The sequence below is a fragment of the Nocardioides mesophilus genome, assembly GCF_014395785.1.
Classification (GTDB): Bacteria; Actinomycetota; Actinomycetes; order Propionibacteriales; family Nocardioidaceae; genus Nocardioides_B; species Nocardioides_B mesophilus.
Map to the genome: position 1 here is coordinate 379,682 of NZ_CP060713.1, position 23,685 is coordinate 403,366.

Below are 23,685 nucleotides of genomic sequence, written 5' to 3' on the forward strand. Positions count from 1 at the left end.
TCAGGCGGGGACGGAGGCGATCCAGGCGTGCACGATCGTCTCCAGCACGCCCAGCGGAACGGCGCCGTTGCCGAGCACGGCGCCGTGGAAGGCACGCACGTCGAAGCGCGCGCCGAGCGCCTCCTCCGCGACCGAGCGGAGCCGGGTGATCTCGCGACGGCCGATCATGTAGGCCAGCGCCTGGCCTGGCCACGAGATGTAGCGGTCGATCTCGTTGCGGACGTTCGCCTCGGTCGTGGCGGTGTTCTCGCGCATGTACGCCATCGCCTGCTCCCGGGACCAGCCGAGGTGGTGCATGCCGGTGTCGACGACGAGCCGGCAGGCCCGGAGCGCGTCGAACGACAGCATCCCGAGGCGCGCGATGTCGGAGGTGTAGAGCCCCATCTCGTCGGCGAGCCGCTCGCTGTAGAGCCCCCAGCCCTCGACGTACCCGCACACCTCGGCGTCGAGGAAGCGGCGGAAGTCGGGCAGGCTCTCGAGCCGCTGGGCCGAGGCGATCTGCAGGTGGTGACCCGGTGTGCTCTCGTGGAACGCGAGGGCTTCGTACTCGTAGACGAACCGGTCCTGCGGCTGCGCGGTGAGCACGCAGTGCGCACCGGGGCGGGACCCGTCGCCGGTGGGCGGCCGGTAGTAGGCCAGCGCGGCGTTGCCCGCCTCGATCGGGTTGATCTCCTCGATCACGCAGTCGGCGATGTCGAGCTCGGGGAACCACGCGTCGCGGGCCGCCTCCGCGCGCTCCAGGGCGTCGGTCACCGCCGCGACGATCTGGGTCCGGTCCTCGAAGCGCAGGGCCGGGTCGTTGCGGAGCCGCGCGAAGATCTCGGCGACGTCGCCGGTCCCGAGGGCGCGCTCACCGAGCTCGGCCCACTCCTCGCGCAGCGCGGCGACGCACGCCAGGCCGATGTCGTGGATCTCCTGCGGGGTGAGGTCCGTGGTCGTGTGCCGGCGTACGGCGGCGCGGTAGCCCTCCTCGCCGCCGGGCACGAAGCGGATCCCGACCCGGTCGTCGGGGCGCGCCACCGGCAGCAGCTCCTCCTGCAGGCCGCTCAGGAGCCGGCGCAGGGCCGGCCGCAGCGACTCCTCGACGATCCCGGTCGCCCGCTCGCGCGCCGCGTCGTCCGCGGCGGAGGTGGCCCGGAGCGGGGCGAGCAGGGAGTCCTCAGCCACGTCGAGGGCGAGGTGGCCGCTCAGCTGCTCGATGGCCTGGCCGACCCCGACCCGGGTCGGCAGCCGACCCTCCGCGGCGGCCTCCCGGTAACGCTCCAGGATCGCGTCGACGAACGAGGGCAGCCCCGACAGACGCTCCAGGAAGCCGTCCACCGCGGCCCGGTCCACGAGCGTCACGGTCGGCACGGACATGAACATCATCGCCTGCGGCGAGGAGTAGGCGTCGGCCGAGGCGCTGGTCTCCCACAGGGCGTGCTCGAGGTCGGAGCGCGCCCCCCACGCGAGGGCGCCCAGCACGGCGTGGTTGATCGCGTCGGCCTCGTCGAGCGTGGCCGGGTCGATGCCCGCCAGCCGTTCCTCGATCGCCCGGAACCGCGCGATGCTGGCCGCGGACCCCGCCCGGCTCGGGTCGGGCACGAGGTGGTCGAAGCCGGTGACTCCCAGCTGCGTCGCGCTGAACGGGTCGGCGCTGTGCTGCACCTGGAAGAAGTCGGCGCTGAGCCCGGCCAGCTCGGGGCTGGCGTCGCGGGTGGTGGTCATACCCAGATCTCCTCGAGGGCGCGGAGGATGTTCCCGCCCAGGACCTTGGCGATGTCGTCGTCGGAGAAGCCGTCGGCGACGAGGCGCCCGCAGATGTTGGTGAAGTTCTCGGTCGGGTTCTCGAGGCCGTCGACGTACTCGACCTTCTCGAAGCTCGGCCCGCCCACGGCGGCCGCGCCCAGCTTGAGCAGGTGCCCGAAGACCGTGTGCAGCCCGACGTGGTCGCCGTAGAGCGTGTCCGGCCCGAAGGCGACGTGGTCGATGCCGACCAGGTCGACGCAGTAGTGGAAGTGGTCCATCACCGAGAGGATCGTGTGCCGCGGGTGCTCGTGGGACAGCGTGGTGTGAGGCGCTGCGGACATGCCGATCACGCCGCCGGTGTCCGCGATCGCGCGGAGCACGTCATCGGACTTCATGCGCGGCGTGTCCCACACGCCCTTGGCGCCTGCGTGGGTGATGAACACGGGCGCGTCGCTCGCCGCGCACGTGTCGATCCCGGTCCGGTCCGAGGAGTGCGACACGTCGATGGCCAGGCCCAGGGCGTTCATCCGGTGGATCGCCCGCCGCCCGAAGTCGGTCAGGCCGCCGTCGTACGACTCGTTGAGGCCGCACCCGAGCGCGTTGGCGTCGGAGTAGGCGATCCCGATCTGGCGCAGCCCCAGGCCGTAGAGCACGTCGAGCCGGTCCAGCTCGTTCTCGATCGGGGTGGCGGCCTCGAGTCCGAAGACCAGGCCGACCTTCCCGGCGGCGTGGACGCGGTGGATGTCGGCGACCGTGCGGACGACCTCCACCTCGTCCTGGTGGGCGAGGTCCGCCTGGCGCATGCCCAGGTCGGTGACGATGTCGGACCAGCGCCAGGGTGCGTTCCCGGTGACGCAGGCGGTGCCGTCCATCATGTTGTCGAAGACCACGGTCATCCGGGACCCGGCCAGGCCCCGGAACGCGGTGTGCTGACGGCCGGTGCGGTTGTACGCCGGGGTGTCGCGCATGTCGTCGGGGAAGCGGACCGGGTGGTCGTGGAGGCTGATCACGATGTTGTCGGTGAGCAGCCGGTCCGCGCGCTCCTGCTGCTCCGCGCTCAGCTCCGGCGTGTACGGCGGCACCCGGTCGAGCTCGGGCGCGAGCGGGATCTCCGGAAGCACGCCCGGCTCGAGGTAGCCGTAGGACACGTAGGCCTCGGTGGTGTCGTCGGTCATGGGGTGGTCGACCTCTCACTGCTGGTGGGGACGTCCGCAGACGGCCGGGTCACGGGGGCCAGCCGGTGCGGGCCCTCGGCGAGGAGGCGCCACAGGCTCTCCCAGGCACGCATCCCCTGGCGCAGCCGCGGGATCCGCATGAACTCGTTGGGCGCGTGCAGCTTCTCGTCCGCGGTGGAGAAGGAGAAGAAGAGCGTCTTGGCGCCGAGCACGTCCTCGAAGAGGGCGGTGGCGGGCAGCGTCCCGGCGATCACCGCGAGCAGCACCTCCTCCCCCGGGTAGACGTCCTCGAGGGCCGCCGCGGCGGCGCGGATCGCCGGGTGGTCGGCCGGGATCGTGTACGCCGGCACGCTGCCGCTGTCCGGGCGCACGCTGACGCGCACCCCGGGGACCTTGGCGGCTTCGACGTGCGCGGTGATCGCGGCGAGCACCGCGTCGGGTCGCTGGCCGGGCACCAGCCGGCAGGAGACGTGTCCGGTGGCGACGTGCGGGATGACGGTGTACTTGCCGCCGGCGGTGACCCCGTTGACCTCCAGCGTCGGCCGCTCCCAGAGCCGCTCGAGCGTGGTGTAGCCGGACTCGCCGAACACCTCGTCGAGGCCGAGGCCGGTGCGGTAGCTCGCCTCGTCGAAGTCGACCCGGCCGATCTCCTCGCGCCGGGCTGCCGAGAGCTCGGGGATCCCGTCGTAGAAGCCGTCGACCGCGACGCTCCCCTCGCGGGTGTGCAGGCCCGCGAGGACCTCGACGAGCGCGTGCAGCGGGTTGGCGACCGTGCCGCCGAAGCGGCCCGAGTGCAGGTCGTCGTCGGCGCCCTCGACGACGACGTCGAGGGTGGCCAGGCCCTTGGACGCGATGGACAGCGACGGCTCGCTCGGCCGCCACATCGCCCCGTCGGCCGAGATCACCAGGTCGGCGGCGAGCTCCTCGGCGTGCTCGCGGAGGTACGCCGGGAGGTTCGGGCTCCCGATCTCCTCCTCGCCCTCGAAGAGGAACTTCACGTTCAGCGGCAGGCCGCCCTCCTGCGCGAGGAACGCCTGCGCGACCTTGAGGACGATGTACACCGGCCCCTTGTCGTCGCTGCACCCGCGACCGCGCATCACGCCGGCGTCGACGGTCAGCTCGAAGGGCGGCGAGGTCCACTCCGCGAGGTCCCCGGTGGGCTGCACGTCGTAGTGGCCGTAGACCAGGATCGTCGGCGCGCCGGGCCGGCCGAGCCAGTCGGCGCGGACCACCGGGTGCCCCTCGGTGGGCACGACGCGACCGTCGGCGAAGGCCAGCTGGCCGGCGAGCCACTCGGCCGCGGCGCGCATGGTCTCCGGGGTGGCGTCGCGGCTGACACTCGGGATCGCGACGTACCCGGCCAGCTCGGTGAGGTACCCGGTGTCGTCGGGGTCAAAGGAGAGCATGGCCACCGTCGATCGACAGGGTCTGACCGGTGATCCAGGAGGACCGCTCGGAGACGAAGAAGCTCACGCCGTGAGCGATGTCCTCGGCCTGGCCGAGCCGGCGGACCGAGATGCCGGACAGCAGCTGGGCCTGACCGTCCTCGCCGTAGCTCTCCCACTGCTCGATGGTCGTGGGGTTCGAGAGCACGAAGCCCGGGGCGATGCAGTTGACGGTGACGCCGAACCGGCCGAGCTCGTGGGCCATCTGGCGGGTGAAGCCGATCTGACCGGCCTTGGCGCTGGCGTAGGCCTGGATCCCGGTGAGGCTGACGCTGCGTCCCGCGCCGGAGGAGATGTTGACGATCCGGCCCCAGCCTCGCCGCTTCATGCCCGGCACCGCCGCCCGCGTGCAGTTGAAGGCGCTGGTCAGGTTCGTCTCCACGACGACGGACCACGACTCGTCGGTGACGTCCTCGATGGGGACGTGCACCTGCCCGACGACGCCGCCGGCGTTGTTGACCAGGACGTCGACGTCGCCGACGGAGGCGAAGAACGCGTTCACGGCCCCCGGGTCGGTCACGTCGACGCTGTCCTTGTCGATCCGGTGGACCTTCATCCCGTCGTCCTCGAGCCCGTCGGCGATCGCGGCGCCGATGCCGTGGGCCGTGCCGGTCACGACGGCAACCCGGGCCGTGGCCGGCTCCGCAGTTCGCGCTGTCATTGCGTGGTCCTCCTTGTCGCGGGGTCGGGCGCCGAGTGGTCGGCGTCCGCTCGGGCCCCGACGATGGCGCAGACGCGCGCCATCTCGTTGCCGACGATCATCAGGCCCTCGTCCACGCCCATCCCGGGCTTGGCGAGCACCTGCCCGGCGCCGCAGGCCATCGCGAGATGTGCGCTGACCTCCGCCGACCGGTCCGTCTCGTTGCAGGTGCCGCCGCAGTAGGCGACCAGGCCGGCCGCGCGCACCAGCAGCAGCGCCTCGACGGTGTTGGTGATCCCGCCGAGGTCGGGCGTCTTCACGTGGATGACGTCGGCCGCGCCGCGGTCGACGAACAGCGCGATGTCCTCGAGCGTGTTGCACCACTCGTCGACGGCGATCCAGACGTTGCTGCCGCGCTGGCGCAGCCCGGCACGCAGCCGCGCACAGGCCTCGACCTGGGCCTCCCGGCTGCCCGCGTCCACGGGGTGCTCGACGGTCAGCTGGTACGGCGCGGCCAGTCGCCCGAGCCCGGCGAGGTAGTCGGCCACGGCGTCCAGGTCGGCGTCGAAGGCGATCCCGATGGTGCCGTAGGTGTCGAGGTGGAACCGCGGCCGGTATCCGTCGTCGACCCGGAGCTCACCGATCCGGGCGACCAGCCAGGCGACGTACTCCTCCAGCAGCTCCCCGCGGGCGCCGAGCTTGGTCGCCACGTGGTTGACCAGCCCGTGCGGCAGCACGTCGACCCGCTTGAGGATCATCTTCTCGGCGTTGACGTACCGGTCGTCCCCGGACTGGGCGAACATCGGGACCGGCTGCAGCTCGACGCCGGTGGCGTACTCGTCGCGGACCACCTCGGCCATCGTCCGGTGCCGGCTCTGCGCCACGGCGTCGAGGACGGCCTGGGTGACGCCGTACCGGACCGCGGTGTGGAGCAGCTCCCCATCGGTGCCGCGGACGGCGTCCACCGTCCCGGCCAGCTCGCGGAACGACGTGAGCTCGGCGCCGACCAGGACCGGGCGCAGGTGCTCGTCGATCTCGCGGGCGGCGTCCAGCGCGGAGAACACCGGGTCGCGGCCGCCGGCGCCGCTGTACTGCACCGCGGCGCAGTCGCCGTGGGCGACCGAGCCGTCGTCGAGCACCAGCAGCACCGACAGCGCCTCCCCCGCCTGCCGGACCGCGTCGAAGCCGGGGGTGAGCGGCGCCCCGGCGTAGCCGAACCCGTCGTGCTCGGCACCGGCCCGAATGGCGGCCTGGTCGTCGGCGAAGAACCCGGCCCGGACGGGCACCGTGAGGAGGTCGCGGATCCTCACTCGACGAGCCCGCGGCACAGCAGCACGACGGTGATGAAGGTGCGGTAGATCGCGAGCGGGTCGGTGCCGGTGATGCGGGCAGCGAGCGCACCGGTGCGCTCGACCCCCGCGATCCGGGCCGCCAGCTCGCAGTAGTCGCTGCTGCGGAAGGAGATCGCCAGGGTCACCGGGGCACCGGACCCCGGCTCGACGGTCGGCAGGTCCTGCACGGCCAGCCGGGCCTCCTCGCGGATCAGCTCCTGGGCGGCGGCTGGGTGCAGCGACTCCGCGGAGAAGCGGCTGACGGACTTCTTGACCACGGCCGCGCGGATGTCCGGACAGAAGCGTCGCGTCTCCTCGGCCGTCGTCGTGTCGCCGGTGACCAGCACGATCGGCACGCCGTACGCCCGGGCCACGAGCGAGTTGATGCCCGCCTCCCCCGCGACCACGCCGTCGATCGTCACCTCGGCGAAGGCGAGTGGGAAGTACGTGTGCGACAGCACGGAGCCCTCGCTGCCCATCGAGCCGTGGTAGGACACCAGGAAGATGGCGTCGAAGCTGTCGTCGAGGCCCTGCATCATGTACATCGGCTTGTAGCGGCCGGAGAGGTAGCTCGCGCGCCCGGCCAGGGCGTCCGGACGGAGGTTGGCCATCTTCGAGTGCGCGTCGTTGACGAGGAACTCCGTCGCACCCGCCGCCTGCGCCCCCTCGATCGCGGCGTTGATCTCCTGGGTCAGCAGGTCGGTGTAGTAGGGGTACGTCGCCCCGCCGGCCATGCACTGGTCCCAGTCGACGACACCGGCGGTGCCCTCCATGTCGGAGGAGATGAAGATCTTCACAGGACGCTCCTGGGGTGCAGCTCGGGCTCGGTCGAGGACTCGGTCATCACGGCGTACGTCGAGCCGGCCTGGCCGGCAGCGGCGCCGTGACGGCCGTCGGGGGTGAGGGCCAGGCAGCGCAGCTCTGCCCGGAACTCGTCGGGCAGCGTCGCCGCGTCCGCGAGCATCGCCCGGCACGCCTCGACCGGATCCAGCCCGCGGGCCAGCCCGGCCACGATGGCCGCGGCACCGGTCGCACGCATGCTCAGCTCGCCGCGCCCGGTGCAGGCCGCGCCGCCGTAGCGCAGGTCCGCGTAGTTGCCGGCCCCCGGAAGGGCGGAGTCGCCGACCCGGCCGGGATACTTCCACGGGTAGCCGCTGGTGGACACCCCGACTACGAGCTCGCCTGAAGCGTCCAGGGCCAGGATGTTGATGGTCCCCCAGGGGCCGTCGTGCGGGACCAGCTGCCGGACCAGCTCCACGGCCGTGGTCCGGTAGAGCTCGTCACCGGGCAGCGAGGTCGTCCGCTCGCCCTCGACGGACTCGGCCGAGGGGTTCAGCGCGCTGCGGAACAGGGCCATCGCCTCCTCGGTCAGCAGCTCGGCCCGCTCGAAGCCGTGCTCCTCGGCGAAGAGCTCGGCGCCGGTGCCGACGAGCAGGCTGTGCTGCGGCAGCCGCTCGAGGACGGCGCGCGCGATCGAGATCGGGTGCGGGAACCCCTGGACGGCGCCGACCGCGCCGAAGGCGCGCGACGAGCCGACCATCACGGACGCGTCGAGCTCGACGACGCCCTGGGCGTTGGGCAGTCCGCCGGTGCCGACGTAGTGGTCGGCGAGGTTGTCCTCGCAGCGCCACATCGCCGCCTCGACGGCGTCGAGCGCGGAGCCGCCGCGCGCCAAGATCTCCATCGCGGCGGGCAACCCGACCTCGCTGCGCTCGCTGCCGATGACCACTGGGGCGCTCATGCGGGAACCTCCGTACGTCGTTCGGGGACGTGCACGCACGCCGCGGCACGGTCGGGCCGGACCGGGTCCTGGATGAGCAGGGGCTCGTCGACGCAGGCCGCGACCACGGCCGGGCACCGGTCGGCGTAGCGGCACGGCGTGTGGTCGCCCGCGGCGCCGTCCCGTGCCACCTGCTCGCGGATCCCGGACTGGTCGGAAAGCTCGGCATCGTCCGCGACGACGATGCCGTCGGGCCCGACCAGTCGCGGGACCGACCCGATGAGCAGCGAGGTGTAGGGATGCACCGGGTCGTCGAAGACCGTCTCGGTGCCGCCGGTCTCGACGATCCGGCCGCCGTACATCACGGCGGTGCGGTCGCTGATCTGGCGGACCACCGCCATGTTGTGCGAGACGAAGATCATCGAGAGGTCGAGCGTCTCCTTGAGGTCGGAGAGCAGGTTGATGATGTTCGCCTGCACCGAGACGTCGAGCGCCGAGACCGGCTCGTCCGCGATCAGCACCGTCGGCTCGACGGCGAGGGCCCGGGCGATCCCGATCCGCTGCCGCTGGCCGCCGGAGAACTGGCGTGGCCGCTGCTCCAGCGCCCGTTCGGGCAGTCCGACCAGGTGCATGAGCTCCCGGTTGCGCGCCTCGATCCCCCCGCGGGGCACGAGCTGGTGGAAGCGCAGGAGCTCGGTGAGCACCTGACCGACGGTCATCCGTGGGTTCAGCGAGCTGTAGGGGTCCTGGAAGACCATCTGCACGGCCCTCCGCTGGGCCCGGCTGCGACTTCCCCCGACCACCGTCTCGCCGTCGTAGCGGATGGTCCCGGCGGTCGGCTCGTAGAGCCCGACGATGCAGCGCGCGAGCGTCGACTTGCCGCACCCGGACTCGCCGACCAGGCCGAGCGTCTCGCCGCGGTGGAGCACCAGGTCGACCCCGTCGACCGCCCGGTTCACCGTCGGGCGACGGCCGAACAGCCGGTCGGTCACCGCCACCGGCTGGGTGAAGTGGTGCGCCAGCCCCTCGACCGCGAGGATCTCCGTTCCGGCGGCCATCAGCGTGGCACCACCAGTTCGTCAGAGATCAGCGTGGGATCCTCGGCGATCATCGCGGGCCACTCGGGAGCGGTGTCCACCCGCCAGCAGGCGCTCAGCCGCGCACCCGCGTCGGCACCCGGCACGGCGACCTCGGCGAGCGGCGGCTCCTCGTGGGTGCAGCCCTCGGCCACGAACGGGCAGCGCGGCGCGAACGAGCAGCCGACGACCGGTCGGGTGAGGTCCGGCGGCTGGCCCACGATCGTGAGCAGTCGGTGGACCCGCTGCCCCGGGTCGGGCACCGAGCGCAGCAGCGAGAACGTGTAGGGGTGCCGCGGCGCGTGCACCAGGTCCACCAGGTTGCCGGACTCCACCACCCTGCCGGCGTACATGACGTAGAGACGCGAGCAGGTCTGGCTGACCACGGCGAGGTCGTGGCTGACCAGCAGCAGCCCGACGCGCTCCTCCTCCTGGAGCCGGCGCAGCACGCCCAGCACCTGTGCCTGGATGGTGACGTCCAGCGCGGTCGTCGGCTCGTCGGCGAGGATCACCCGCGGCTTGGTGGACAGCGCGATCGCGATGCAGATCCGCTGCCGCATGCCGCCGGAGAGCTGGTGCGGGTAGAGCCGGTAGCGACGCTCGGCGTCGGCGATCCCCACCTGGGCCATCAGGTCCACCGCGATCGCGTGCGCCTCCGAGCGGGACTTGCCGAGCTTGCGCAGCGGCGCCTCTGCGATCTGGTCGCCGACGCGCTTGACCGGGTTCAGCGCGGTCAGCGAGTCCTGGAAGATCATGCTCATGGTGTCGGTGAGACGCCGGCTCAGCTCCTTCGGCGCCAGCCCGGTGACGTCCTCGCCGTCGATGAGGACGGTTCCGTCCACGCGTTGGGCGGGGTGCGGGAGCAGGCCGAGCAGGGCCCGCAGGGCCAGGCTCTTGCCCGACCCGGACTCACCCACGAGGCCGACGGCCTCGCCGGTGCCCACCGAGAGCGAGACACCGCGCACCGCGTGCAGCCGGCCGTGCGGCAGGGGGATGTCGATGGTGAGGTCACGGACCTCGAGCAGGGGGGCGGTCATCGGTTGGCCTTCTCCACGATTCCGTCCGCGATCAGCGCGAGGGACAGCCCGGTCACCACGACCGCCAGACCCGGGATCGTGGACATGTACCACTTGGTCAGGATGAACTGCTGGCCCTCCTGGATCATCGTTCCCCAGTCCGGCGTCGGCGGTGGCACGCCCAGGCCGAGGAAGCCCAGCGTGACGATGGCGAGCAGCGTGAGGACGATGTCGCTCATCGAGAAGACGATCGCCTGCAGCACGACGTTGGGCATCAGGTGCCGCAGCAGGATCCGCCACGTCGGCAGGCCGCTGGCCCGCGCCGCCATGGCGTACTCCTGCTCCTTGGCGGTGAGGACCTGGGCCCGCACGATCCGGGCGTAGGCGACCCAGCCGACCAGCGTGATGGCCGTGTAGATGCTGGTGGTGCCGGGCCCCATCGCGAACACCAGGGCGATCACGAGGACCAGGAACGGGAAGGCGATGACGATGTCGATGATCCGGCCGACCACGCCGTCGACCCAGCCACCGAACCAGCCGGCGACCAGGCCGACCAGGCTGCCGATGATGAACGGCGAGATCACCGCGAGCACGCCGACGCGCAGGTCGACGCGGGCGCCGTACAGCAGCCGCGAGAGGACGTCGCGCCCGAGGGCGTCGGTGCCGAGCGGGTGGTCGGGTGAGCCGGGGCTCAGGAAGGCCTCGTTGAGGTTCTGGGCGATCGGGTCGTGAGAGGTCAGCAGCGGCGCGCAGAGCGCGGCCAGCACGATCAGCCCGAACAGCACCAGCCCGGAGACCAGCGGGGCGTTCCAGCGGCCGGAGCGGCCGCGGCGGGTGCCCGGGAGGGCCGCGACGACGGGTCCGACGGGGGTGGCGGCGCTCATGCCAGGCTCACGCGAGGGTCGAGGGCCGCGTGGGTCAGGTCGGTGAGCAGGTTGACCGCGACCACCATGACCGCGAAGACCAGGGTGATCCCCTGGACGGTCGGGAAGTCGCGGCCGAGGATCGAGTTGATCATCTGCTGTCCCATGCCGGGCAGCGAGAAGACCCGCTCGACCACCAGGGTCGAGCCGGTGAGGTAGGCGATGTTGACGCCGAGCACCGTGATCGAGGAGATGGAGGCGTTGCGCAGGGCGTGCCCGAGCACGACCCGTGACGAGCTGAGCCCCTTCGAGCGCGCGGTCACGATGTAGTCGCTGCTGAGGACGTCGATCATGCTCGCGCGCAGGCTGCGGATCAGGATGGGCGACAACGTGAGCGCGATCGTCAGCCCGGGCAGGATCATCCCGACCACGTGCTCGCCGAAGGTGTCGCCGTACCCCGCGACCGGGAACCAGCCGAGCTTCAGGCCGAAGACCAGGATCAGCATGATCCCCAGCCAGAAGGACGGCAGCCCCAGGCCGATCACCGGCACCGCGCGGATGATGTTGTCCGCGACCCCGTTGCGCCGTGCCGCGGCCAGGACGGCCAGCGGTACGGCGATCAGCACGGTGAAGATGGTCGCGGAGACCAGCAGCCACAACGTCGTCGGGAGGCTGAGGGCGATCAGCTCGGTCACCGCGCTGTCGTAGACGTAGGAGTGGCCGAGGTCTCCCTGGAACAGGTGTCCCAGGAACGTGAGGTACTGGCTCCAGACCGGCTGGTCGAGCCCCAGCTGCGAGCGGATCTCACGGATCGCGTCGGGCGTCGCGTGCGAGCCCAGCAGGCTGGCCGCCGGGTCGCCCGGGATCAGTCTGATCAGGAAGAACACGATCAGGCTGATCCCGAGCAGCACCGGCACGAGCGACACCAGGCGTTTCAGGATGTAGACCAGGTACCTCATCGACTCCGGTGCTCCTCGTGGATCGTCGGACGGGTCGGGGACAGCACGCTCAGAGCGTGACGTCCTCCAGGTGGTAGTAGCCGGTCGGCAGCACCTTGAAGTTCTTCACGTCCGCGCTCTGGGCGTAGGGGAACGGCGTGTAGAACAGGAAGCCGAGGAACGCGTCGTCCGCAGCGATCTGCTGGATCTGGGCGTACAGCTCCGCCCGCTTGGTCTCGTCGAACTCCCGCTGGGCCGCGTGGACCAGCTCGATCAGCTCCGGGTTCTCGTAGGCGGTCTGGAAGGAGTGGCCGCCCGAGCTGGGGTCCAGGGCGAACTGGACGAGCTCGTCCGGGTCGGCGAGGTCCATCGTCCAGTAAGAGTGCGCGATCTCGTACTGGAGCTGGCCGGTGAGGTCGTGCTGGGCGCTGGCGTCGACGTTCTGGATCTTCATGGTGATGCCCAGGTCCTTCAGCGACGCCTGCAGGATCTGGGAGATCGCCGAGTCGACCGAGTCCCCGGACATGGCGAGGTAGGTCGTGGTGAAGCCGTCCGGGACGCTCGACTGCTTGAGCTCCGCACGGGCCTGGTCCATGTCGTACTGGATGCCCTTGCAGTTCTCGTCGTAGTACGGCGTGGTCGGCATCATGAACGAGTTCGCCGGGGTGCCGGCGCCGAAGAGGATGTTCTTCACCATGGCGTCCCGGTCGATGGCGAAGGAGATCGCCCGGCGCACGTGCACGTCGGCGTAGGGCCCCTTCGTCTGGTTCATCAGGATGTAGTCCGTGCGCGTCGACGGGAACAGGTTGACCTCGAGCTTCGGGTTGGCCTTGATCTGCTCGAGGCTGGAGAACGGCGGGTTCTCGTTGATCTGCGCCTGGCCGCCCTGCAGCTGGATCGAGCGGGCGTTGTCGTCCGGGACGACCTTCCACGTGACGGTGTCGAGCGCCGGCTTGCCGCTCTGCCAGTAGGAGCCGTTCTTCTTCAGGCGGATGTAGTCGCCCTTCTTCCACTCGTCCCACATGAACGGGCCGGTGGCGATCGGCGCGGCGTAGAACTCCTTCGCCGACTTGCCGCCGTAGTCCTTGGGGATGACGCCGTTGTTGGGGCAGCTGAGGTCGGCCAGCAGCGGCGCCCACGGGTACTTGGTGGTCACGACCACGGTGAGGTCGTCGGGGGTCGTGACCTCCTTGATGGCGGAGTTGATGAACTCCCAGCCGCCCTCGGTGGCGGACGACTCGTCGATCGAGAACTTCACGTCCGCGGACGTCATCGGCGTGCCGTCGTGGAACTTCACGTCGGAGCGGAGCTTGAAGGTGCACGAGAGGTTGTCGTCGGACATCTCGTAGCTCTCGGCGAGCCACGGGCGGACGCCCTGGCCGTCCTCCGTCATCGCGACCAGGGGCTCGTACATCTGCTGGTAGACCCACAGCGACGCGTTGCTGAACACCATGGTCTTGTCCATGTCGACCGAGTCCTGGGCACGGACGATCGTGAGGTCACCCCCGCTCTTGGGCGCCGAGCCGGAGGAGTCGGCGCCGCAGGCGGCGAGGAGGGGGGCAGCGGTGAACGCGCCGATGCCGAAGAAGCTCAGCTGCATCATGCGACGGCGGCTGATCGAGGGGATCCGGAGGCCCTCGGGGATCTGGTTGGACGACCCGTCGGGGTTGCGATCAGACATGCAAGCTCCTAAGTGATTCAGCAACCGCAACGAGCGGTCGTCGATGTGCGCTGAGGCTAGGGCATTCGATTGCCTTTGGGTAGTCTCCATCTCGCGACACCCCGTCGGGGCGAAATCGCCGAACTCCTTGGAGGACCCTCATGCAGCTGACGATCATCGGAGCCGGCGCGATCGGGGGCACCATCGGTGCGCACCTGATCCGGGCCGGGCACGACGTCCTCCTGTGCGACGCCGACCCCGCGCACGTCGACGCGATCAACCGCGACGGGATCACCATCGAGGGCCCGGTCGAGAACTTCACGGTCGCGGCGCGGGCCGTGCTGCCGGTGGACCTGCCGGACTCCCTGGAGCGTGTCGCGGTGGCGGTCAAGAGCCACCACACCGCCCAGGCGGCCGAGCTGCTGCGCGGGCGCGTGCGTGACGACGGCTACGTCGTCAGCTTCCAGAACGGGCTGACCGCGGACACGCTCGTCGCGGTCGTCGGTCGCGAGCGGCTCATCGTCAGCTTCGTGAACTTCGGCGCCGACGTGCTCGCACCCGGTCGGATCATGCAGGGCAACATCGGGGCCTTCCGGGTGGGCGAGCTCGAGGGCAGCATCACGCCGCGGGTCCGCGAGCTGGTCGAGGCGCTCCCCTACGCCGAGGCGACCGACAACATCCTCGGCTACCTGTGGGGCAAGGAGGCCTACGGCGCGATGCTCTACGCGGGCGCCGTGTCGGACCTGTCGATCGCGGACTCGCTCGAGCAGCCACGGTGGCGCCCGCTGATGCTGGCCGTCGCCCGCGAGGTCCTCGCCCAGGCCCCGGTCCGGCCCGAGGGCTTCGACGGCTTCGACCCCGACGACCTCGAGGGGTCGCTGGACCGCCTGGTCGCGTTCAACCGGGCCAGCGCGAAGTCGCACAGCGGGATCTACCGCGACCTCATGGTGCGCAAGCGCAAGACCGAGGTCACCGACCTGCTCGAGGACCTCTCCGGACCGCTGACGACGTACGTCGGTCGTCTCATCCAGTCGATCGAGCGCGGCGAGCGCACCTGCGAGGTCGCCAACCTGGAGCTCATGGCGGCCTACGAGAGAGCCGAGCGTCTCGGCCGGCCGCTGGAGGCCGTCGTCTCCCTGCTCCCCGCGCCGGCACGGGCGCCCGAGGGACCGCTGCACGGCCTGCAGGTCGCGGTGAAGAACCTGATCGCCGTCGCCGGCCAGCCGCTCGGCAACGGCAACCCCACCGCGATGCGCTCGGCCCCCCAGGAGGCGGACGCCCCGGTCGTCGCGGCGCTGCGCGACGCGGCCGCCGACGTCTTCGCCACCACGGCGCTGCTGGAGTACGCCGCCGGCGCCACGCACCCCGAGGTGCCGGAGACCCGCAATCCCTTCGACCAGGGCCGCACCGCCGGCGGGTCGAGCGGCGGGTCAGCCGCGCTGGTCGGGGCCGGCGTCTGCGACGTGGCGCTGGGCACCGACACCGGCGGCTCGATCCGGATTCCCGCCCACTACTGCGGGACCGTGGGGTTCAAGCCCGGCCACGGCGTCCTGCCGCTCGACGGCGTCCAGCCGCTCGCCCCCACCTTCGACCACGTCGGGCTGCTCGCCCGTGACGTCGCCTCGACCCGGCGGGTCTTCGCGGCGCTCACCGGTTCGACGCCGGGCGCGACGGAGGCCCCGCAGACGCTGCGGATCGGGGTCGTGGCGGGCGACCTGGACCGCCCGGACCTCGAGCCGGAGGTCGCAGCCGCGGTCCGCGGTGCCCTCACCGCGCTGGAGCGTGCGGGCTGCACGATCGTCGAGGTGGACGGCTCCGCGTTCGAGCGGCTCTCCGGCACCTTCGAGGACATCCTTCTCCACGAGGCCTGGCAGGTGCACGGGCCGGCGGTCACCGAGGACCCCTCGACGTTCGGCCCCGAGACACTGCGGCTCCTGCGGGCCGGCGCCGAGGTCGGCGACACGGCGTACGAGCGGGCCTGCGCGCGGCGTCAGGAGCTGCTGCCACCGGCGCTCGCGACCTACGACGTCGTGGACGTCCTGCTCAGCCCGGCCGCGCCGTTCGTAGCCCCGAGGACGACGCCCGCGGTCGACACCCCCGCCGGCGAGAGCGAGGGCCGCTACACCGTGATCCACAACCTCACCGGCGCGCCGGCGATCGCGGTGCCCTGCGGATGGAGCGGCGACGGGCTGCCGATCGGGCTGCAGCTCGCGGCGGGACGCGGCCGCGACGAAGAGCTCCTGGCTGCAGCGGCGTTCGTGGAGTCGGTGCTGGACGTCGAGCGACGCGCGCCGGAGGTCCGCACGCGATAGATTCTCGCCGCACCGTCCGCGGTGCCGGCTCACGTGACCGCTCAAGACAACCGCTCAAGACAGTGGGGAGACCTCATCAACGACGATCGATCGGCCGGGCAGGAGCATCGGCGTCCGCGCATGGCCGACGTCGCCCGCTCCGTGGGGGTGCATCCCTCGACCGTCTCACGGGTGCTCAGCGGTGACACGAGCCTGTCCATCCGGCCCGACACCCGCGACCGGATCCTGTTGGCCGTGCAGAAGCAGGGCTACCGTCCGAACGCGCTGGCCCGGGCCCTCAAGCAGTCCCGGACCGGAGCGCTGGCGATGGTCGTGCCGCTGCTGCGCAACCCCATCTGGTCGAGCATCCAGCGGGGCGCCCTGCACGCCGCCGCCGAGTGCGACCAGGTGGTGATGTTCCTGGACGAGCCCGAGGACAGCGCGCGCACGCCGATCGAGTACCAGCACCTCATCGAGGAGAGCCGCGCGGACGGCCTGCTCATCGCCACCTCGGAGCGGCTGCCGCGGGGCCGCCAGCGCGAGCTGACCGTGCCGCACGTCTACCTCAACCGGCGCGGGCCGGGTGAGGGCAACAACGTGGTCATGGACGAGGAGGGCGCGATGCAGCTCTTCGTCGACCACCTCGCCGCCCTCGGCCACCGCCGGATCGCCGTGATCGACGGCCACAAGAACATCGACACGCCGTTCCGCCGGGCCGCCGCCGTCCGCTCCCTGTGCCATGAGCGTGGCATGAGCGCCACGTTCGAGCACGACGCCGACACCGAGATCGGCGGCTACGAGGCGACCCTCCACCTGCTCGCGCGCCGCGAGCACCCGACCGCCATCGGGGTCGGCAACCTGGGCCAGCTCTTCGGCGTCCTCAAGGCGCTGCGTGAGGCCGGCGCCGTCGTGCCGCGCGACGTCTCGCTCGTCAGCTTCGACGAGGACGCCTGCCTGGAGTTCCTGGAGGCGCCCATCACGAGCGTGAGCATGCCGCTCGTGGAGCTCGGCGCCGCGGCTGTGCGTGCCCTGGTGGACCGCATCGACGGCCGCCCTGGCCACGACGTCCTGGTCCGGGACCCGCTCGTCCTCGTCGATCGGTCGTCGACCGCGCCTCCGCGCGGCGGCCGGCGCATCGGCGCCTAGCCCGACCGTTCAGTCAGGGCTAGATGCCGGCGGCGCTGGCGTAGAACTGCTGGTCCTCGCGCCACCCGCCCATCCCCATCCCGATGTCGTCGACGTCGGCGACGAACTCGATGGCTGTGATCCACTTGACCATCTTGAAGCCGAGCTGGGTCTCCACCCGCAGCCGCACCGGGGCACCGTGCCTGAGCGGCAGCGGCTCGCCGTTCATCTCCAGCGCGAGGATGGTCTGCGGGTCCGAGGCCAGCTGGATCGGGATGGTGCCGTAGTAGAAGCCGGTGCGGCCTTCGCTGCCCGTCAGACCCTTGTCGTCCATGGCGTGGAAGACGACGTGACGAGCAGACGCCTGCGGAGCGACCTCGTCCATCACCCGGGCGAGCGGCACCCCGGCCCATTCCGCCACCGCGGTCCAGCCCTGGATGCAGTTGTGCTTGGTGATCTGGCGCTGGGCACCCAGCGCACGAAGATCGTCCAACGACAGGCTCACCGGGCGCTCGACCAGGCCCCCCACGTCCAGCCGGTAGTCCTCGAAGCCGGCGGCGGCCGACTCGAGGTACTCCTCGCTGGCCGGCGGATGACCGTTGACCCGGAAGTAGGCGGAGACCTCTGAGCGCCGGAGGTCCTGGCGCGAGACCAGCCTTCGGGACAGCAGCCGCTCGAACGGGTTCACCACCACACCGAGCAGTCGCTGGGTGCGCCGGCGGTAGCGCAGCGAGAACCAGGTGATCACCACGTGGAGGACCGCGATCGCCAGCAGTCCGGCCACACCGATCCCCACCGCCAGCCGTCGATCACCCTCCGGGTCACCGAGCACGATCGCGGCGAACTCCGAAGGCACTCCGTGCACGACCACCAGGGAGACGTGCACGACCACGAAGACCCCGAACGCGCACATCACCAGGAAGTGCAGGCTGCGCGCCCCCTGCTTGCCACCGAAGATCTTTCCGTACCACGGGAAACGCGCCAGCACCGCGGGAGACATCGCTGCCCCGGTCGCGATCTGCAGAGGGGCCAGCACGAAGATGACGACGAAGTAGGACAGCTTCTGGGCGGGCTCGAAGGGTTCGCCGGGGATCTTGGCGGGGATCTCGAAGTGCAGGTAGGTCCCGACGGCCCTGATCGAGTCCGGCACCAGCGACCAGTGCGTGGGCACGAGGTAGTGCCAGTAGCCGGTGGCGAACACCAGGGTCACGTACACGGCTCCGGTCAAGATCCAGAACTGGACCGTCATGAAGTGCCAGTGCCGGCCCAGCCCGAGGTTCTTCCTGCCCGGCAGTGCCACCACCGGGGACCACGACTCCTCCTCGTCCAGGGACGTCCACGGCGTCCGCGAGTCGGCGGCGAACGTCTTCTTCGAGAACCTCAGCCACTCGCGGCCGGGTGGGCAGTCGTCGCGCCAGTAGAGCTTCGGGAACGCCGAGAGCACCTCGATCCCCGAGCGGAACAGGAGCAGCAGGAAGAAGAGGTTGAGGAAGTGGGTGACCACGACCCAGTACGGGAAGAACTCCGGCACTCGACGACCACCTCCACGCCTCGGCACGTCGGGTGCCTGCACCGACGGGGGTGTTCAGCGTAGGCAGAATCTTTGCGTCTGCGCAAACGTCGTGCGAGTCTGGACCGATGACCTCCACGGACAGCCGAGGCGTCGGCAGGCAACCATCATGCGCGCGGACCGCCCCGTCCGGGCAGCAGTTCGAGATACGTTCCGGCGACCAGGTGGCGGTCGTCGTCGAGGTGGGTGGGGGCGTCCGGGAGTACTCGGCCGGCGGCCGGGACGTGCTGGACCCCTACGAGCTGGACCGGATGTGCGACGGCGCGCACGGGGCACCGCTGATCCCGTGGCCGAACCGCCTCGCCGACGGCAAGTACCGCTTCGACGGGACGGACCACCAGGTCGCGCTCACCGAGCCGGAGAAGCACAACGCCATCCACGGCTTCCTGCGCTGGCGCCCCTGGCAGTGCGTCGAGCACGAGGCCGACCACGTCACCATGGCGACCACGTTGTTCCCGCTGAAGGGCTATCCCTTCACCCTCGACGTCCGCGTCGACTACCGGCTCTCCGAGACCGGGCTGTCGGTGACGACCACGGCCACCAACGTCGGCGCGGACCCGGCGCCCTACGGGTGTGGTCAGCATCCCTACCTCTCCCCCGGCGCCGGACGGATCGACGACTGCACCCTCCGGCTCGAGGCGGGCACCCGCATCCTCACCGACCCGGACCGTCAGCTGCCCACCGGGCTGGAAGCGGTGGAGGGCACGCCGTACGACTTCCGCGAGGGCCGCAAGGTCGGAGACCTCGAGATCGACTACGCGTTCCAGGACCTCCGTCGCGACTCCGAAGGACGGGCGTGGGTGCACCTCACCGGGGCGGACGGGAACACCGTCCACCTGTGGGTCGACGAGGCCTACCCGATCGTCGAGCTCTACACCGGGGACACGCTGGCGCCCGAGCGCCGCCGGCGCGGACTGGGCACCGAGCCCATGAGCTGTCCCCGAACGCCTTCCAGACCGGCGAGGACGTGATCCGCCTCGAGCCGGCGGCGTCGCGGACCTCCTCGTGGGGAGTGTTCCTGACGCCGCCCGGCGTGTGACCTCAGCGCCGGCCGACCGGGCGGCCGCTACTGGAACGTGAGCCGCCCGGTGAAGCGGACGTCGCCGCCGTCCCCGGCCGCGGAGATCCCCAGCGCCTCCAGCGGCTCGAGGTTGCGGAGCTCCTCCGGCGAGAGCCAGTCGCGGAACAAGTTCACCAGCGGCTGCAGGTCCAGGAAGACGACCAGGTTGGCGTTGTCCGCGTCGGCCACCGCCCGGTCGAAGAGGACGGTGCCTCCCAGTCCGCCGGTGCCGTCGGCCGCAGCGGTCGCCCAGTCGTCGCTGGTGGCGGCGACGTAGCCCGTGTCGAGGCGGTCCAGCACCAGGTCGGGCTCGCCGGTGAGATCGAGCAAGGGCTTCAGCGCCTCGACGGCGCGAGCCGGGTCGGCGCTGTCGGCGCGGACCACCACCTCGCCGCCGTCGTCGGCGAAGCGGGCCCCGGCGGCGAACTCGGTGCCGAAGACGATGCCCAGGTCCTCGGGCAGCTTCAGCCCCCTGGAGGAGGCCTGGTCGTCGAGGGTGCCGAACAGCGGCTCGGTGCCGATCTCGTCGTACACGTTCACCAGAGCCTCGCCGAGCCCGGTGGCGGAGAACGCGACGTGCACGTCGGCGGGAAGTCCCTGCAGCAGCTCGGTGCCCGGGTCGGCCGCGGTGGCGGCGTTGAAGCCGGCCAGCTCGAGGCCGCTGCTGCGACCGGTGACCTCGACGTAGTCGGACTCGACGCTGGTGGCGGCGGTGACCCGGCCGGTCGGCGCGGAGTCGCCGAACGCCTCGGTGAGGTCCTTCTTGTCGGTGGCGGGCACGGCGGCGTACACCGCACCCAGGTCGGCCCAGGCGAGGCCCACCTTGCCGTCTCCGTCCACGGCTTCCTCGTCGCTGCGGAACGTGTCGGCGTCGGCGAGCACCTGCTCCGCGGCGACCGCCTCGTCGAGCTCGGCCTGGTTGTCCCCGAGGAAGACGTAGGAGTCGCGGACGGCGTACGCGAACGGCTCGTCACCATCGGGGTCCGCCTCGCCCACGCCACCGTCGCCGGACGGTTCGGCGGCGTACCCGCTCCACGACCTCTCGGTGACGGCGGTGTCGAGCTTCTCCATCGCGGCCGTCATCTTGTCGCGGTCGGTGAACTCGAGCACGGCCACCGGCAGCACGCCGTCGTCGGTCCCGGGGGCCGCGATGGCGGCGACGGCGGCGCGGTCGCCGAGCCACGGGGCGATGTCCGCGTCGTAGGTCAGGCCGTAGTCGTTCTCGTCGAACGCCTTCCGCACCAGCGCCGCCTTGAGGTCATCGGAGTCGGCGTCGAGCTTCGGGAACCTCTGCAGCAGCCGCAGCGCGTTCACCTTCTGCCCGGCGGACGGGTTCAGGTCGATCTTGGCGAACGCGACGGTCGAGGCCGGCAGGACGTCCTCGGGCTGCGGGCCTCCTCCCGTGAGGAATCCGGCCGCCCAGGAAGCTCCCCAGGCGACGCCACCGACGAGCACCACGGCCAGGCCGCCGGTGACGATCCGGCGCGCCGTGGTCGCGCCGGCCCGACCGGCGCGGTCGGCGCGGTCGGCGTCCGACGCGGTGCCGGGACCGAACGCGACCGCATCGGTCACCGGATCTGTCGCCGGGTCGCTCTGGTCCCCCGGCCTGGCTGCCTCGTCGTGCGTCACGGTGTCTCCTCGGTGCGGTGTCGTTCGTGCCGGTCGCGCGGCCCCGGCGGCTGCCAGGGTCGCACTCCACACCGTGCCTGGTGAGGCGTTTCGCGACATCCGTCCCGGTACTCAGATCCGGGCAGCGGGCTCCGTCGCCTGATCCGGGGCGCCGCGCAGGCCCTCTCCCTCGATGTCCACGTCGGGCAGGGTCTTGTCGAGCCACCGCGGCAGCCACCACGCCTTGTCGCCGAGGAAGGACATGACCGCCGGCACGAGCGAGAGCCGCACGACGAAGGCGTCGACGAGCACGCCGAACGCCAGGGCGAAGCCCATCGACTTGATGATCGGGTCGTCGACCAGGATGAAGCCCGAGAAGACCGAGATCATGATCAGTGCGGCCGCCACGACCACCCGGGCCCCGTGCCCGACCCCTGAGACGATCGCCTGCTCGGCGGTCTCGCCGTGCACGAAGTCCTCCCGCATCCGGGAGACGAGGAAGACCTCGTAGTCCATGGCCAGCCCGAAGAGGATGCCGATCAGCAGGACCGGCAGGAAGCTCACCAGCGGCCCGGCGGTGTCCAGCCCGACGAGCTGGACCAACCAGCCCCACTGGAAGATCGCGACGGTGGCGCCGAAGGTCGCGCCCACGGTGAGCAGGAAGCCCGCCGTCGCCTTCAGCGGGACCAGCAGGGAGCGGAACACCAGCATCAGCAGCAAGAAGCTGAGCCCGACCACGACGAGCAGGTAGATCGGCAGCGCGTCGCGGAGCTTGTCCGAGATGTCGACGCCGACGGCGGTGACACCGGTCAGCGCGATCTCGGTGCCGGTCGCGTCGGCGGTGGACGCCAACGCCGTGCGGAGGTCGCGCACCAGCTCGAAGGTCGCCTCCTCGGTCGGGCCGGAGGCGGGCACCACCGCCACCAGGGCGGTCCTGCCGTCGGCGCTGGTTCCTCCCGGTGCCGCCGCGAGCACGCCGGCGGTCCCGGTCACCACCGAAGCGGCCTGCTCCGCCGCCGTCTGGACGGCGCCCGGGTCCTCGCCGTGGACCACCATGACCAGCCGTCCGTTGAAGCCCTCGCCGAAGCCTTCGGCGATGAGGTCGTACGCCTCGCGCTTGCTGGTGCCGACCGGGGCGGTGCCGTCGTCGGGGAGCGCCAGCTGCATGCCGGCGGCGGGGATGGCCAGCACGCCGAGGGCGGCGACACCGACCACCAGGACCGGCACCCGGGCCTTGACCACCCACCGGCCCCAGGTGAAGCCGTGGTTGCTGGTGGCGTCCTCCGGGTCGACGTGCTGCCCGGTGGCGGCGTACGCCGTGCGCTGCCGGCGCGAGAGCACCCGGTCACCGGCGAAGCCCAGCAGCGCCGGCAGCAGGGTCACCGCGACCAGGACCGCGACGGCCACCGTGCCGGCGGCCGCCAGCCCCATCGAGGTGAGGAACGGGATGCCGACCACGGAGAGACCGGCCAGTGCGATGACCACGGTGAGACCGGCGAAGACGACCGCGGAGCCGGCGGTGCCGACGGCGCGGCCGGCCGCCTCCTGCCGGTCCAGGCCGGTGGCCACGTTGTGCCGGTAGCGCGACGTGATGAACAACGAGTAGTCGATCCCGACCGCGAGGCCGAGCATCAGCGCGAGCACCGGCGTCACGCTGGTCAGGTCGACGACGTGGCCGAGCAGCAGGATGGTCACCATGCCGACGCCGAGGCCGATGAGCGCGTTGACCATGGTCATCCCGGCGGCGACCAGCGAGCCGAACGTGATCACCAGCACGACCAGCGCGACCGCGACGCCGATCGCCTCGGTGGACCCGACCGCGGGCTCGGTCATCAGCGGCTCTCCGCCGGCCGCCACGGCCCAGCCCTCGGGAGCGCCCTCCCCGATCGCCTCGTAGGCCGAGCGCTGCTGCTCGCTGAGCGCGTCGGCGACCTCACCGAACTGCACGCTCACCAGCGCGTAACGACCGTCACGGCTGATCGCCTGGGTGTCGTAGGGGCTGGCGGCTGCGACCACGCCGGGGACCTCGCCGGCCTCCTGGACGACGGCCGTCACCACGGCCCTGCCGGCCGGGTCCAGGACGCTCTCGCCCTCGGGGGCGCGGACCGCCACCGTCCCCGCGGCCCCGGCGGCCTGCGGGAACTCGTCGGCCAGGGCGTCCAGCGCCCGCTGCGACTCGGTTCCGGGGATGCTGACGCTGGAGGTGGCCGCGGTCCCGACCGAGACGAGGCCCACCACGAGCACCCCCAGGAGGAGCACCCACGCCGACACCACGGTGCCGCGACGCCGGAAACCGAAGTGCCCGATCCGGTAGAGGAGGTTGGCCATCAGGGTGCTCCCGGTCAGTGGTCGAGGTGCAGGGGGGACCCCTCGAAGTTAGACGTTCGACTAGCCCCAAGCAAGCCGATCGGCTAACTTGGGTGCTCATGTGCCCGGCGT

18 protein-coding genes are annotated in these 23,685 nt (G+C 71.5%); 3 read left to right on the forward strand and 15 right to left on the reverse strand.

The features are described 5' to 3' along the window. The 12 genes from H9L09_RS01740 to H9L09_RS01795 are packed head-to-tail and all read right to left on the reverse strand — an operon-like array spanning position 1 to position 13,613. Positions 1-1,707: a DUF885 domain-containing protein gene (locus H9L09_RS01740; protein WP_187579077.1), complete on the reverse strand. Its 1,707-nt coding sequence runs from the start codon at positions 1,705-1,707 to the stop codon at positions 1-3. Further along, on the reverse strand, positions 1,704-2,903 hold the full coding sequence (locus H9L09_RS01745; RefSeq protein ID WP_187579078.1) for a dipeptidase: 1,200 nt from the start codon (positions 2,901-2,903) through the stop codon (positions 1,704-1,706). The genes H9L09_RS01740 and H9L09_RS01745 overlap by 4 nt, the downstream gene beginning before the upstream one ends. Then, the gene (locus tag H9L09_RS01750; RefSeq protein ID WP_187579079.1) at positions 2,900-4,309 is read right to left on the reverse strand and encodes a dipeptidase; all 1,410 of its coding nucleotides are present in this window, start codon (positions 4,307-4,309) and stop codon (positions 2,900-2,902) included. The genes H9L09_RS01745 and H9L09_RS01750 overlap by 4 nt, the downstream gene beginning before the upstream one ends. Further along, on the reverse strand, positions 4,296-5,009 hold the full coding sequence (locus H9L09_RS01755; RefSeq protein WP_187579080.1) for an SDR family NAD(P)-dependent oxidoreductase: 714 nt from the start codon (positions 5,007-5,009) through the stop codon (positions 4,296-4,298). Before H9L09_RS01755 ends, H9L09_RS01750 begins: the two co-directional genes overlap by 14 nt. Next, positions 5,006-6,298, reverse strand: coding sequence for a methylaspartate ammonia-lyase (locus tag H9L09_RS01760; protein WP_187579081.1), 1,293 nt, complete (start codon positions 6,296-6,298; stop codon positions 5,006-5,008). Before H9L09_RS01760 ends, H9L09_RS01755 begins: the two co-directional genes overlap by 4 nt. After that, positions 6,295-7,116 (reverse strand): M55 family metallopeptidase, encoded by an 822-nt coding sequence (locus tag H9L09_RS01765; protein ID WP_187579082.1) that lies wholly within the window; start codon positions 7,114-7,116, stop codon positions 6,295-6,297. Before H9L09_RS01765 ends, H9L09_RS01760 begins: the two co-directional genes overlap by 4 nt. Beyond that, positions 7,113-8,060: a glycosylasparaginase gene (locus H9L09_RS01770; RefSeq protein WP_187579083.1), complete on the reverse strand. Its 948-nt coding sequence runs from the start codon at positions 8,058-8,060 to the stop codon at positions 7,113-7,115. Before H9L09_RS01770 ends, H9L09_RS01765 begins: the two co-directional genes overlap by 4 nt. Then, complete coding sequence (locus tag H9L09_RS01775; protein ID WP_187579084.1) at positions 8,057-9,097, reverse strand: ATP-binding cassette domain-containing protein; 1,041 nt, start codon at positions 9,095-9,097, stop codon at positions 8,057-8,059. Before H9L09_RS01775 ends, H9L09_RS01770 begins: the two co-directional genes overlap by 4 nt. Further along, a complete protein-coding gene (locus tag H9L09_RS01780) occupies positions 9,097-10,152 on the reverse strand; it encodes an ABC transporter ATP-binding protein (protein ID WP_187579085.1) in 1,056 nt (351 codons plus the stop codon). The genes H9L09_RS01775 and H9L09_RS01780 overlap by 1 nt, the downstream gene beginning before the upstream one ends. Continuing rightward, positions 10,149-11,015, reverse strand: coding sequence for an ABC transporter permease (locus tag H9L09_RS01785; protein WP_187579086.1), 867 nt, complete (start codon positions 11,013-11,015; stop codon positions 10,149-10,151). The genes H9L09_RS01780 and H9L09_RS01785 overlap by 4 nt, the downstream gene beginning before the upstream one ends. Then, positions 11,012-11,953, reverse strand: coding sequence for an ABC transporter permease (locus tag H9L09_RS01790; protein ID WP_187579087.1), 942 nt, complete (start codon positions 11,951-11,953; stop codon positions 11,012-11,014). Before H9L09_RS01790 ends, H9L09_RS01785 begins: the two co-directional genes overlap by 4 nt. A gap of 49 nt (positions 11,954-12,002) precedes the next feature. Further along, on the reverse strand, positions 12,003-13,613 hold the full coding sequence (locus tag H9L09_RS01795; RefSeq protein WP_187579088.1) for an ABC transporter substrate-binding protein: 1,611 nt from the start codon (positions 13,611-13,613) through the stop codon (positions 12,003-12,005). A gap of 140 nt (positions 13,614-13,753) precedes the next feature. Between H9L09_RS01795 and H9L09_RS01800 the strand changes: the two genes are divergently transcribed. Continuing rightward, positions 13,754-15,904 (forward strand): amidase family protein, encoded by a 2,151-nt coding sequence (locus H9L09_RS01800; protein WP_187579089.1) that lies wholly within the window; start codon positions 13,754-13,756, stop codon positions 15,902-15,904. A 120-nt stretch (positions 15,905-16,024) separates the two neighbouring features. Further along, entirely contained in the window at positions 16,025-17,029 is a 1,005-nt protein-coding gene (locus H9L09_RS01805) for a LacI family DNA-binding transcriptional regulator (RefSeq protein WP_187579090.1), read from the forward strand. Positions 17,030-17,048: 19 nt separating this feature from the next. On the opposite strand, the gene H9L09_RS01810 is transcribed toward H9L09_RS01805, so the two are convergent. Then, a complete protein-coding gene (locus H9L09_RS01810) occupies positions 17,049-18,539 on the reverse strand; it encodes a molybdopterin-dependent oxidoreductase (protein WP_187579091.1) in 1,491 nt (496 codons plus the stop codon). A gap of 107 nt (positions 18,540-18,646) precedes the next feature. On the opposite strand from H9L09_RS01810, the gene H9L09_RS01815 reads away from it, so the two are divergent. Continuing rightward, positions 18,647-19,549, forward strand: a complete 903-nt coding sequence (locus tag H9L09_RS01815; RefSeq protein ID WP_223164174.1) for an aldose 1-epimerase family protein — start codon at positions 18,647-18,649, stop codon at positions 19,547-19,549. Between the two features lie 95 nt (positions 19,550-19,644). Here the strand turns inward: H9L09_RS01815 and H9L09_RS01820 are convergent, their stop codons facing one another. Both H9L09_RS01820 and H9L09_RS01825 read right to left on the reverse strand, forming a co-directional pair. Next, the gene (locus H9L09_RS01820) at positions 19,645-21,267 is read right to left on the reverse strand and encodes a DUF3352 domain-containing protein (protein ID WP_187579092.1); all 1,623 of its coding nucleotides are present in this window, start codon (positions 21,265-21,267) and stop codon (positions 19,645-19,647) included. A 111-nt stretch (positions 21,268-21,378) separates the two neighbouring features. Beyond that, the gene (locus H9L09_RS01825; protein ID WP_187579093.1) at positions 21,379-23,574 is read right to left on the reverse strand and encodes an MMPL family transporter; all 2,196 of its coding nucleotides are present in this window, start codon (positions 23,572-23,574) and stop codon (positions 21,379-21,381) included. Positions 23,575-23,685 lie beyond the last annotated feature (111 nt).